Raw genomic sequence first — 12,045 nt, 5'->3', positions numbered from 1 at the left:
AACATCCTGCGAGTGCCCACACAGTTTGCTTGATAAATTGTTAAAGAGCGTTGACCCTTCAGCGGGTCAGGGCTGCGTATTCTACGCAATCCTTGGTGTTCGTCAAGCGTTGAATCAAACTTTGTTTCGTGTTGTTTCAACCCTGGTGACCGTCGGCGTGCTCCGCCGTGTCAGTGAGGGCGCATTATAGGGAGCCGCCGATTTTGCGCAAGGGCTTTTTGGGTAAAAGTTTCATTTTCAGCGCCAACAGCTCAAACCTTAAACAAAGCGGTGTTTTTTACTGCTTTTTGTTGTCTTCCGTGGCCTCGGAGTGGCCCAGACGGGTTACCAGCAACTGATCGATCTTGTAGCTGTCGATGTCCACCACCTCGAATTTGTAGCCGCCGTGCAGCACAAAATCGGTGCGTTTGGGAATTTTGCGCAGCATGTACATCATAAAGCCGGCAATGGTTTCGTAGTTTTCGTCATCGGGAAAACTGTCGATATCGAGCACCCGCATCACGTCTTCCAGGGGCGTCAGCCCTTCCACCAGCCAGGAGTTGGCATCCCGGGACACGATTTGCTCTTCCTGGGACTGCACCAGTTCCCCCATCACTATGCTCATCACGTCCTTGAGGGTGATGATGCCCACCACCAGCGCGTATTCGTTCATGATGATGGCGAAATCCTCTCCCGCGGTCTTGAAGTGCTCCAGCACTTCATACATGGACAGGGTGTCGGGAATAATCAGCGGATTGCGCAGTATGCCTTCCTTTTGCAGGGAAATAGGCTGCTGGTGCAGTACCTGCATCAAAATGTCACGGGAGTCCACATATCCCACCACCCGGTCCAGGCTGTCTTCGCAAACCAGAAACTTGGCATGGGGGTGTTCGGCAATCTTGGCCTTGATGTCTTCCTGGGCTTCATGAAGGTTGAAGTAGATCAGGCTCTCCCGGGTAGTCATGGCCGAGGTCACGGTGCGGGACTCCATTTCAAAGACATTTTCAATCAGATGGTGTTCCTGCTCCTGCAACACACCCGCCTGGGCACCGGCGTCCATCATGGCGATGATGTCTTCGGGCGTGATTTCATCCTGACGCATGGTAGGTACGCGGAACAACCGGAACAGCAGGTTGGCCAGGCCGTTAAACAGCCATACCAGGGGGCGGAACAGAATGATCAGCACCCCCATCGGCCGTACCACCGCCACCGCGATTTTCTCGGGGGCTATCATCGCCAGCCGTTTGGGCATCAGATCCGCAAACAGAATAAACAGGGAAGTGACAATAAAGAACGACAGGAAAAACGCCATCTTGTCGAGCCACACGCCCTGCAGCCACCAGTCCAGCAGGCTGCGGGTAAAGGGCGTGAAGGCCGACTCACCAATAATGCCGCCCAGAATGGCCACGGCATTGAGCCCGATCTGCACTATGGTGAAAAAGTTGCCCGGCTGCTCCTGCAACAGCAATACCTTTTCCGCATTCACGTCGCCGTCACTGGCCATCAGCCGCAGTTTCATCTTGCGCGCCGCCGCCAGGGCGATTTCGGAAACGGAAAAAAAGGAGCTGATCGCCACCAGCAGGGCGATAAGCAGCACTTGCTCAAACATGGTCATCTTTATGTCACCAATACAGGGAGGGAGCGCCGAAGCAAAACCAGAATAAGGGAGCTATGTTACAAAATACTAAACAAGCCCAGAATCTAGCAGAACCTTTGGGCTTATACCACAGCCGGATTTTGCCGCAGCTCGCCCTTGGTCGGACGAAACGGCCCGTTTCCTTGGTCTATTCTGAAGCGACACCCTGTTACTCCCTACCCTGTTCATTCCTTTTATGTTCACAGGAGGCTTTTCATGACACAGCATTCTCCCGGCTCTTCCGGCAAATGCCCGGTAATGCACGGCGCCCTCACCGAAGCAGGCAGCTCCAATACCGACTGGTGGCCCAAAACGCTGAACCTGGACATTCTTCATCAACACGACACCAAGACCAATCCGCTGGGCGAGGACTTCAATTACGCCGAGGCCTTCAGCAAGCTGGATCTGGATGCGGTCAAGCGTGATCTCAAACACCTGATGACCGACAGTCAGGACTGGTGGCCCGCCGACTGGGGGCATTATGGCGGCCTGATGATTCGCATGGCCTGGCACAGTGCCGGCAGCTACCGCATCGCCGACGGCCGCGGTGGTGGCGGCACCGGCAACCAGCGTTTCGCTCCGCTAAACAGCTGGCCCGACAACGCCAACCTCGACAAGGCCAGGCGACTACTGTGGCCAATCAAGAAGAAATACGGCAACGCCCTGTCCTGGGCCGATTTGTTTATTCTGGCCGGCAACATGGCCTATGAGTCCATGGGCCTGAAAACCTTTGGTTTTGGTGGCGGCCGGGCCGATATCTGGCACCCGGAAAAGGACATTTACTGGGGCTCGGAAAAGGAATGGCTGGCCCCCAGCAACAACCCCAACAGCCGTTACTCCGGTGAGCGAAACCTGGAAAACCCGTTGGCGGCGGTGATGATGGGCCTGATTTACGTCAATCCGGAAGGGGTGGACGGCAAACCCGATCCGCTGAAAACCGCCCACGATGTGCGGGTCACCTTTGCCCGCATGGCGATGAATGACGAGGAAACCGCAGCCCTCACCGCCGGCGGCCATACCGTGGGCAAGACCCACGGTAACGGCAGTGCCGCCGACCTGGGAGCCGAGCCCGAAGGCGCCGGGCTCGAAGAACAGGGCCTGGGCTGGAACAACAAGGTGGGCCGGGGCATTGGACGCAATACCGTGACCAGCGGCATTGAAGGCGCCTGGACCACTCACCCCACTCAATGGGATGGCGGCTATCTGGATATGCTGCTCGACCACGAGTGGGAGCTGGCCAAAAGCCCGGCCGGAGCCTGGCAGTGGCAGCCGGTGAATATCAAGGAAGAAGACAAGCCGGTAGACGTGGAGGACCCCTCTCGTCGCTGCATGCCGATCATGACCGACGCCGACATGGCCATGAAGATGGATCCGGACTATCGCAAATACATGGAGCGCTTTCGTCAGGACCCGGCCTATTTTGCCGACACCTTCGCCCGGGCCTGGTTCAAGCTCACCCACCGGGATCTGGGGCCCAAAAGCCGTTACCTGGGCCCGGATGTGCCCAAGGAAGACTTAATCTGGCAGGATCCCATTCCCTCGGTGGACTATTGCCTGACCGACCAGGAAATCGCCGACCTCAAGGCGGCCATTCTGGCCTCCGGCCTGAGCGTGCCCGAGCTGGTGGCCACCGCCTGGGACAGTGCCCGCACCTTTCGCGGCTCCGACTACCGGGGCGGCGCCAACGGCGGCCGCATTCGCCTGGACCCGCAAAAAGACTGGCAAGGCAACGAGCCGGCCCGACTGCAAAAGGTACTTAGCGCCCTGGAACAACTGCGGGCCGGCCTCGACAAGCCGGTGAGCATGGCCGACCTGATCGTGCTGGGCGGCTGCGCCGCGGTGGAGCAGGCCGCCAAGAACGCCGGAGTGAAGGTCACCGTGCCCTTTGCCCCCGGCCGAGGCGACGCCACCGATGAAATGACCGATATCGAGGCCTTTGCCCCGCTGGAGCCACTGCACGATGGTTACCGCAACTGGCTGAAACAGGACTATGCGGTCACCCCGGAGGAAATGCTACTGGATCGTACTCAGCTGATGGGCCTGACGGCGCCGGAAATGACGGTGCTGGTGGGCGGCATGCGGGTACTGGGTGCCAATCATGGCGACAGCCGCCACGGTGTCTTCACCGACCGGGTGGGCGTGCTCAGCACCGACTTTTTCGTCAACCTGACCGACATGGCCTATCAATGGCGGCCGGCGGGGAACAACCTGTACGAAATCGTCGAGCGCAGCACGAGCAAGGTAAAATGGACCGCCACCCGGGTGGATCTGGTGTTTGGCTCCAATTCGGTGCTGCGCAGCTACGCCGAGGTCTATGCCCAGGACGACAACAAAGAGAAATTCGTGCACGACTTTGTGGCCGCCTGGACCAAGGTGATGAACGCAGATCGCTTCGATTTGCAGTAGGCCAACCGCTGAACCGTGGATGCCCCATGGTGATGAGTAAAACAAAGCCGCCGTAAAGGCGGCTTTGTCATTTTAAATGAGCACTAGCCATTCAGGCCGCCCTGGAAGAACGGGGCAAGCCGAATGAAATCAGCGTCGTCAGCAGCAGGAATCCCGCAGACACCCACAGGCAGGCCTGTATGCCGCTGCTGCCCTGTCCCGCCAACTGGAAAATCCAGCCCGACAGCACGGTGCCCAGCAGGCGCCCCATGGCGTTGGACATATAGTAGAAGCCCACATCCAGGGAAACGCCATCGTCACCGGCGTAGCTGACGATCAGATAACTGTGCAGCGAAGAGTTAACCGCGAACACGGCACCAAACAGCAGCAGGCCGCCGATGAGCACGACCGTCGGATCCCATTCAGCCATCAGCCCCAGCGCCATCGCCCCGGGCAACAGGGTCAGTATCAACGCCCACACCGTAGCCGCTCGACCGTCGGGCACTCGGCCCGACGCCTTGCCGGTGATGCGCGGCGCCAGCGCCTGCACCATGCCATAGCCGATCACCCACAGGGCCAGAAAGCCGCCGGTCTGACTGTGATTCCAGCCCAATGTCTGGGACAGAAACACCGGCAGCGCAACCACAAACCAGACATCACGGGCACCAAACAGGAACATGCGTGCCGCCGACAGAATATTGATGGAGCGGCTTTTGGAAAAAATGTCGCGAAATCTGGGCTTGTTTTTCGCCTTGCCCAGATCCTGCCTGAGCAATGCCAGGCTCAGCAGCCACACCAGCGTCAGCGCAATGGCCATGGCCGCCACCGCGCCGGCAAAGCCCAGCCCCATCAGCAGGGCACCGCCAAGGAAAAAGCCCACACCCTTGAGGGCATTCTTAGAGCCGGTGAGAATGGCCACCCACTGGTAGAGCTTGCCCTGGGCTTCACCGGGCACCAGCAACTTGATGGAGCTTTTGGCACTCATCTTGTTGAGATCCTTAGCAATGCCCGACAACGCCTGCGCCGCCATCACCCAGGGCACAGTCAGCCAGGCGGCGGGCACCAGCAGCATGGACAGCGCCAGCACCTGCAGCACCAGGCCGATATTCATGGTGCGGTTCAGGCCCAGATGGGCACCCAGCCAACCCCCGACCAGGTTGGTGATTACGCCGAAGATTTCATAGAACAGAAACAGCAGCGCAATCTCCAGCGGCGCATAACCCAGCCCGTGAAAATGCAGCACCACCAGCATGCGCAGGGCGCCGTCGGTCAGCGTAAAGGCCCAGTAATTGCCCGTTACCACCAGATACTGGCGAATGGCGGGGGAAAGCCGAGTCAGCATTTACCCACGCCCCACCTTCAGCGCCAGCTCGGCGGTGCGGTTGGCATAACCCCACTCGTTGTCATACCAGGCATAGATTTTCACCTGGGTACCATTGACCACCATGGTGGAAAGGGCATCAATCACGCTGGAGCGCGGATCCGTCTTGTAATCGATGGACACCAGCGGACGCTCTTCGTAGCCCATAATGCCCTTCAGCTCGCTATCGGCGGCCGCCTTCAGCAGGGCGTTCACCTCTTCCGCCGTGGTTTCCCGTTCAACCTCAAACACACAGTCGGTGATGGAGGCATTGGCCAGCGGCACACGAATGGCATGGCCGTTCAGCTTGCCCTTCAGCTCCGGAAAGATATGGGTGATGGCCGTGGCCGAGCCGGTGGTGGTAGGAATCAGGCTCATGCCACAGGCTCGGGCACGACGCAGATCCTTGTGGGGCGCATCCAGAATGGTCTGGGTATTGGTAATGTCGTGAATGGTGGTCATGGAGCCGTGCCGAATGCCCAGCCGCTCATGAATCACCTTGACCACCGGGGCCAGGCAGTTGGTGGTGCAGGACGCCGCCGTTACAATGGAGTGTTCGGCGGCATCATAGAGGTGGTCGTTGACACCCATCACCACATTGAGCACGCCCTCTTCCTTGACCGGTGCACTGACCACCACCCGTTTAACCCCCTGGTCCAGGTAGGCCTGCAGCACGGCCTTGCTTTTCATCTTGCCCGACGCTTCGATCACGATATCGCAGCCGGACCAGTTGGTGTCCGCTATCGCCTTGTTACGGCTGACGGTAATACGCGAACCGCCAATCAGCATGGCGTCGCCGTCTGCACTGGCCTCATGCTGCCAGCGGCCATGCACCGAATCAAAGTTCATTAAATGGGCCAGGGTGGCCGCATCACCGGCGGGATCATTAATATGCACAATCTCGGCGTCATGCTGATCAAACAGTGCCCGCATGGTCAACCGTCCCATGCGGCCAAAACCGTTAATGCCAACTTTAATGGTCATCGTTTTCTCCGTTTATCTTTCGTCTTAGCCCAAAATATAGGCACGCTGGGCGGGATGACTGAACGCCTTAGGGCGCAGCACCTGGATGGCCGCCACCGCTTCTTTTGCATCGTAACCGGCGGCAACCATCAGCTTGGCAGCCACCAGCCCGGTACGACCCGAGCCGCCCTTGCAGTGCAGGGCCAGGGCTTCTCCCGCTGCCAGGCGTTGCAGCAGTTCGGCTGAGCAGGCCTGCCAGGCATGATCAAAGTCGTCTCCCGGCAAATCATCATCCGGCACCGGAAGATGAAACCAGTCCAGTCCGGCGCTTTGTACGGCCGAGGCAAAGTCCGGCAGCCCCGCCTCGTTCAGCTCGGTCGCCGACATCAGGGTGATAATGGCGCTGGCGCCGCCCGCCTTCAGTTGTAACAGAGACTCGTTCAAATCAACCCCTTGGGTACCCGGGCAGGGCGTCAGCAGCAGGGTGCCCTGCCCCACGGGCAGCGGCCAGTATGAGTGTGACGAAGCAGACATAATCAATCCTCTTGGTGGGCAAACCAGCGATGGGTTTTATTGACGAAATAAACCAGGGACAACATCACCGGCACTTCAACCAGCACACCAACCACGGTAGCCAGTGCCGCCCCCGAGTGTAGTCCGAACAGGGAGATGGCCACGGCCACCGCCAGCTCAAAAAAGTTGGAAGTGCCGATCATGCAGGCCGGCGCAGCCACGTTATGGGGCAGGCGCAGCCACCAGGCGGCCACATAAGTAATAATAAAGATGCCGTAGGTCTGGATCAGCAGTGGAATGGCGATAAGGCCAATGGTCTGGGGCTGGGTCACAATGGTTTCGGCCTGAAAGCCGAACAGCAATACCACGGTGGCCAGCAACCCGAGCATCGACCAGGGCTTGAGTACACGCAGAAAATGGTCGAGGCGAACACCATCCCCCTTACGCTCCAGCCGGTGCCGGGTCCAGGCGCCAGCCACCAGCGGCAGCACCACATACAGCAGCACCGACAGCAACAGCGTCTCCCAGGGCACGGCTATGTTGCTGACCCCCAGCAGAAAGGCGGCAATCGGCGCAAAGGCGAAGATCATGATGATATCGTTGACCGACACCTGTACCAGGGTGTAATTGGGGTCGCCCTTGGTGAGCTGACTCCAGACAAATACCATGGCGGTGCAGGGCGCCACACCCAGCAGTATCATGCCGGCGATATATTCACCCGCGCTTTGCGGATCGACCCAGTCGGCAAAAAACACGCGAAAAAACAGCCAGCCCAGCGCCGCCATGGTGAACGGCTTGATCAGCCAGTTGATGATCAGGGTCAGCAGCAGCCCTTTGGGTTTCTTGCCCACATCCTTGATGGCACTGAAGTCTATCTGCACCATCATGGGATAAATCATGACCCAGATGAACACCGCTACCACCAGATTGACATGGGCCAGCTCCAGTCGCGCAATCAGTTCAAACAGATCGGGAGCCAGATTGCCCAGCCCCACGCCGGCGAAAATACAAAGGGCAACCCACAGCGTGAGATAGCGCTCGAAAATACCCATTTATTCCACTCCCTCGTTAAATTGCGCGCTGGTTGACGCGAGTCGTGAGTTGCTCGGCGCTTTCGACCCGCTCGGAGTAGCGGTTGGTCAGATAGTCGCTGCCGCCCCGGGTCAGCAGGGTGAACTTCATCAGCTCTTCCATGACGTCCACGATGCGGTTGTAATAGGACGAGGGCTTCATGCGATCATTATCGTCAAATTCCATAAAGGCCTTGGCCACCGACGACTGATTGGGAATGGTGATCATGCGCATCCAGCGCCCAAGAATGCGTAACTGATTAACCGCGTTAAAGCTCTGGGAGCCGCCACTTACCTGCATCACCGCCAGGGTCTTGCCCTGGGTCGGGCGCACCGCGCCCATGCTCAGGGGAATCCAGTCAATCTGTGCCTTCATCACCGAGGTCATGGCACCGTGACGCTCCGGCGAACACCACACCATGCCCTCACACCACTGCACCAGCTCCCGCAATTCCCGCACCTTGGGATGCTGTTCATCGGCATCGTCCGGCAAGGGCAGCCCGCTGGGGTTGAAAGTGCGGGTTTCGGCGCCCATTGCCTGCAACAACCGGCTTGCCTCTTCGGTCACCAGGCGGCTGAAGGAGCGCTGGCGCAGGGAGCCGTACAACAGCAGGATTCTGGGCGCGTGCGCGGGTCCGTTCACACCCAGGGCGTGCGGGTCGGGGGTTAAAAACTGCCCGGCATCCAGGTTGGGCAGATCGGGAATTTCACAGGACATTAAGGCTCTCCTCACCACAGACATTGCTTTCCGAAGACGGTCGTGACGTCATTTCGCCGAGACGGGCGCAGGGTTGTTCCAGCAGCTCCGGGCTGTGCTCCAGGGTGTCTTTGAGTATGTTGCGCATCCAGTCATTGAGTAACGGATGAATACGATAGAACACCCACTGTCCCTGACGCCGATCCAGCAACAGGCCTACCTTGCGCAGCTGGCTCAGGTGCCTTGATATCTTGGACTGCGGCAGGTTCAGCGCGGCAATCAGTTCACATACGCACAGCTCCCCTTCCCGTTCGATCAACAGCAGGCTCAGCAGCCTGGTTTCATCCGCCAGCGACTTGAAAAAGTCCAGCGGCTGTACGGACTTGACCTCAGACTTGATCTGCTTGCTGTTAACCAGCACAAACAGGCGTATTCGCTCACTGAGCTCCTGAAGCGTGAGGGCGAAGGCCCTTGGGTCACTGCTGCCCTTGGGATCGGGAAAATCCCAGGCCATGACCACCCCGCTGCCGGGCCAGTGACGACACTCCCGATGGGCCTTGTCACACAAGCTGATCACAAAGTCGAAATGCTGGTGTTCCAGGCTTTCAACCGACTTGGATTCCAGCCCGGCGGTGCTCAGGCCAAAGTCCTGCAGCGCCTTCAGGGTGCGAGGGTCCACCTCCGCAGGCTCGGTTCCGGCACTGAACACTTCGAAACTGTCACCGGCAAAATGGCGTAACAGGGCTTCCGCCATCTGCGAGCGGGCCGCGTTGGCCGTGCACACAAACAATACTCGTTTCATTGAACTCCCCCCGTATCATTGGCCCAACAATACATCCGAAAAAACAAATATTCAATTTATCACATATGTATTATTTCAAATTTAATGTCGTGCCCGATCTTGCTACCGGACAATGCGAAGGCAGTCGGTGCGGCAGGGATGGCGGTGAGCGGATATTCAAGACGGGTTCGCACCTTTCGGTGCCGGGTTCTCAGCAAAATAAATATGTTATAACATAACAGTAATTGAGGAATTCTCACCCATCACGGCTGCTCCCTTGACGCCTGCCTCATCGTTATCGGGCAGGCTTCATCAACAAGAAGCACCATCACTGCATCCAAATAGGCTGAGCATGAACAGAGATCTGCCAGACGTTGCCGCCGACGAACACTCACCCATTCAGGCCCCGCTGGAATGGGTTGGCATGAGTGGAATCGACCTTCCCGTCACCATTTCCGAACCGGGCTGCCCGGGGCCGGTCCATGCCGTGGTTGATGCCCAGGTCAATCTGCCGTCGGCAACGGTCAAGGGCATACACATGTCCCGCATTTACCGCATGCTGAATGAGTTGTCCCACCAGGCCGAGATCGCGCCGGCACAGCTTGAAACGCTGCTAGAGCGAATGATTGAAAGCCATAGTGACTGTCATACCGACAGCGCCCGGATCAGGTTGCGCTTTAACCTGCTGGCCAGGCGCGCGGCCCTGAAAACCCCCGAGCTGGCAGGCTGGAAGTCTTATCCCGTTCGGCTTGAAGCCACCCTGAAGCGCGGCGAGCTGTCACTGCAGGCATCAGTGCAGGTGGAATACTCCTCAACCTGTCCCGCTTCGGCCGCCTTGTCCCGACAGCTGGTGGCTCAGGGATTCAGGGATCATTTCCCCGACGGCAAGGGAGTAACCACGGAAGACGTCGCGGCCTGGCTGGAGCAGCATGCCACCCTGGCCACCCCCCACAGCCAGCGCAGCGAAGCACAGGTTGCCGTTACCCTTTGCTCAGATGCCCCAAGCTTTGGCCTGATGGCCCTCATTGATCGAATAGAGCAAGCACTGGCCACCCCGGTACAGACCGCCGTGAAACGCGCCGATGAGCAGGCATTTGCATCGCTTAACGGCCAAAACCTGATGTATGTAGAAGATGCCGCCCGGCGCATTCAGCATGCCCTCGGCGTGCACGACTCTGAAGCACAAATCCATGTTCGCCACCTGGAAAGCCTGCATCCCCACGATGCGGTGGCCTCTGCCAACGGAAACCCGGCCATGGCGGCGCCATAAAGTGACCTCGTTCGGCATCGCGCCAACCTGAATCTGATCAATAGGGAAACACACATCATATGAAACATGCAGACCTGCTGGTACTGGGCGGCACGGTAATGACGCCCAATGGTCCCGAGCAAATCGACATTGCCTGCCGGGAAGGCCGCATAGTGGCACTGGGGCCATTGCAGGGCACGTGGAGCGCAGACAACAGCCTGAATGCCCATGGACTGCATGTGTTGCCCGGGGTCATTGACAGCCAGGTTCACTTTCGTGAACCCGGCCTGACGCACAAGGAAGATCTCGATGGCGGCACCAAAGGCGCCGTGCTGGGCGGCGTGACCGCGGTTTTCGAGATGCCCAATACCAACCCGCTAACGCTGTGGCAGCACGATCTTCAGGCCAAGCTGAATGCCGCAGGGCAACGGGCCTGGTGCGATTATGCCTTCTATATCGGCGGCTCAGCGATTAACGCGCGGCAATTACAGGATCTGGAAACACTGCCTGGTTGTGCCGGGATCAAGGTTTTCATGGGCAGTTCATTTGGTGACCTGCTGGCGGATGAAGACGAGGTGTTGCGGCAAATACTTCGGCACGGACGCCGGCGCATGGCCGTTCACGCCGAAGACGAGGCGCGCCTGCGTGAGCGAAAATCCATGGTCGAGCTCAGCAAAGATGTGCATCGGCACCCCGAATGGCGTGATGTTGAAAGCGCCCTCAAGGCCACCAGGCGCATCGTGGCCCTGGCCGAAGAGACCGGCCGCCGCCTGCATATACTGCATATCTCCACCGCGGAGGAAATGCAGTTTTTGGCCCGGCACAAACACAGGGTAACCGTGGAGGTTACCCCTCATCACCTGACCCTGGCGGCACCGGAGTGCTATTCTCGTTTGGGCAGCCTGGCACAGATGAACCCGCCGGTTCGAGAGCAGCGCCATCGGGACGCCTTGTGGCAGGCCATTCGTGAGGGAGTGGTTGACGTAATTGGCAGTGATCATGCCCCCCATACCCTGGAAGAAAAGGCACAACCCTATCCACATTCCCCCAGTGGCATGACCGGCGTGCAAACCCTGCTGCCGATCATGCTTGACCACGTCAATGCCGGCCGGCTCAGCCTGCAGCGGCTGATCGATCTGACCAGCGCCGGCCCGGCACGTATTTTCGGAATACAGGGAAAGGGGCGAATCGCGCTGGGATACGACGCCGATCTGACCCTGGTCGACCTGGCCGCGCAGCGCACCATCACCAACGACTGGATCGCCAGCCGCAGTGGCTGGACACCCTACGATGGCAAGGCCATCACCGGATGGCCGATACACACGGTGGTGCGCGGCCATCCCGTGGTGCGGGATGAAACACTGTCCCCCACACCACAAGGCCGCCCCCTTCGCTTTCTGGAAACCGGTTAG

At 58.9% G+C, this 12,045-nt stretch carries 11 protein-coding genes; 4 read left to right on the top strand and 7 right to left on the bottom strand.

Annotated elements, in window-relative coordinates; translation table 11 throughout:
* Nucleotides 1-190 (top strand): hypothetical protein (locus B6S08_RS18515; RefSeq protein WP_211284260.1); only part of this gene is annotated, 190 nt, incomplete at its 5' end.
* An 87-nt stretch (nt 191-277) separates the two neighbouring features.
* On the opposite strand, the gene paeA is transcribed toward B6S08_RS18515, so the two are convergent.
* Complete coding sequence (paeA, locus tag B6S08_RS17070; protein WP_094202016.1) at nt 278-1,594, bottom strand: polyamine export protein PaeA; 1,317 nt, start codon at nt 1,592-1,594, stop codon at nt 278-280.
* A 237-nt stretch (nt 1,595-1,831) separates the two neighbouring features.
* Here paeA and katG point away from each other — a divergent pair, with 237 nt between their 5' ends.
* Nucleotides 1,832-4,021 (top strand): catalase/peroxidase HPI, encoded by a 2,190-nt coding sequence (gene katG / locus B6S08_RS17065; protein WP_094202015.1) that lies wholly within the window; start codon nt 1,832-1,834, stop codon nt 4,019-4,021.
* A gap of 91 nt (nt 4,022-4,112) precedes the next feature.
* On the opposite strand, the gene arsJ is transcribed toward katG, so the two are convergent.
* The 6 genes from arsJ to B6S08_RS18635 are packed head-to-tail and all read right to left on the bottom strand — an operon-like array spanning nt 4,113 to nt 9,405.
* On the bottom strand, nt 4,113-5,342 hold the full coding sequence (gene arsJ, locus B6S08_RS17060) for an organoarsenical effux MFS transporter ArsJ (protein ID WP_094202014.1): 1,230 nt from the start codon (nt 5,340-5,342) through the stop codon (nt 4,113-4,115).
* Entirely contained in the window at nt 5,343-6,344 is a 1,002-nt protein-coding gene (locus B6S08_RS17055) for an ArsJ-associated glyceraldehyde-3-phosphate dehydrogenase (protein WP_094202013.1), read from the bottom strand.
* A gap of 24 nt (nt 6,345-6,368) precedes the next feature.
* On the bottom strand, nt 6,369-6,857 hold the full coding sequence (locus B6S08_RS17050) for a phosphatase domain-containing putative toxin (protein WP_094202012.1): 489 nt from the start codon (nt 6,855-6,857) through the stop codon (nt 6,369-6,371).
* A 2-nt stretch (nt 6,858-6,859) separates the two neighbouring features.
* Nucleotides 6,860-7,888, bottom strand: coding sequence for an ACR3 family arsenite efflux transporter (arsB, locus tag B6S08_RS17045; protein ID WP_094202011.1), 1,029 nt, complete (start codon nt 7,886-7,888; stop codon nt 6,860-6,862).
* A gap of 16 nt (nt 7,889-7,904) precedes the next feature.
* Nucleotides 7,905-8,624, bottom strand: coding sequence for an arsenical resistance protein ArsH (gene arsH / locus B6S08_RS17040; RefSeq protein ID WP_094202010.1), 720 nt, complete (start codon nt 8,622-8,624; stop codon nt 7,905-7,907).
* On the bottom strand, nt 8,614-9,405 hold the full coding sequence (locus tag B6S08_RS18635) for a metalloregulator ArsR/SmtB family transcription factor (protein ID WP_094202009.1): 792 nt from the start codon (nt 9,403-9,405) through the stop codon (nt 8,614-8,616). The genes arsH and B6S08_RS18635 overlap by 11 nt, the downstream gene beginning before the upstream one ends.
* A gap of 331 nt (nt 9,406-9,736) precedes the next feature.
* Here B6S08_RS18635 and folE2 point away from each other — a divergent pair, with 331 nt between their 5' ends.
* Both folE2 and B6S08_RS17025 read left to right on the top strand, forming a co-directional pair.
* A complete protein-coding gene (gene folE2, locus B6S08_RS17030) occupies nt 9,737-10,654 on the top strand; it encodes a GTP cyclohydrolase FolE2 (RefSeq protein WP_094202008.1) in 918 nt (305 codons plus the stop codon).
* 59 nt (nt 10,655-10,713) lie between these two features.
* Nucleotides 10,714-12,045 carry a dihydroorotase gene (locus B6S08_RS17025; protein ID WP_094202007.1) on the top strand — a complete coding sequence of 444 codons (1,332 nt, stop codon included), beginning with the start codon at nt 10,714-10,716 and terminating at the stop codon, nt 12,043-12,045.

It is taken from the genome of Oceanimonas doudoroffii, from assembly GCF_002242685.1.
Classification (GTDB): Bacteria; Pseudomonadota; Gammaproteobacteria; order Enterobacterales; family Aeromonadaceae; genus Oceanimonas; species Oceanimonas doudoroffii.
This window is presented reverse-complemented; position numbering and strand designations above follow the sequence as displayed.

Excerpts from the sequence above, each read along its gene's own strand:
- paeA (WP_094202016.1), bottom strand. The coding sequence starts at position 1,594 with ATGACCATGTTTGAGCAAGTGCTGCTTATCGCCCTGCTGGTGGCGATC.
- katG (WP_094202015.1), top strand. The coding sequence starts at position 1,832 with ATGACACAGCATTCTCCCGGCTCTTCCGGCAAATGCCCGGTAATGCAC.
- arsJ (WP_094202014.1), bottom strand. The coding sequence starts at position 5,342 with ATGCTGACTCGGCTTTCCCCCGCCATTCGCCAGTATCTGGTGGTAACG.
- B6S08_RS17055 (WP_094202013.1), bottom strand. The coding sequence starts at position 6,344 with ATGACCATTAAAGTTGGCATTAACGGTTTTGGCCGCATGGGACGGTTG.
- B6S08_RS17050 (WP_094202012.1), bottom strand. The coding sequence starts at position 6,857 with ATGTCTGCTTCGTCACACTCATACTGGCCGCTGCCCGTGGGGCAGGGC.
- arsB (WP_094202011.1), bottom strand. The coding sequence starts at position 7,888 with ATGGGTATTTTCGAGCGCTATCTCACGCTGTGGGTTGCCCTTTGTATT.
- arsH (WP_094202010.1), bottom strand. The coding sequence starts at position 8,624 with ATGTCCTGTGAAATTCCCGATCTGCCCAACCTGGATGCCGGGCAGTTT.
- B6S08_RS18635 (WP_094202009.1), bottom strand. The coding sequence starts at position 9,405 with ATGAAACGAGTATTGTTTGTGTGCACGGCCAACGCGGCCCGCTCGCAG.
- folE2 (WP_094202008.1), top strand. The coding sequence starts at position 9,737 with ATGAACAGAGATCTGCCAGACGTTGCCGCCGACGAACACTCACCCATT.
- B6S08_RS17025 (WP_094202007.1), top strand. The coding sequence starts at position 10,714 with ATGAAACATGCAGACCTGCTGGTACTGGGCGGCACGGTAATGACGCCC.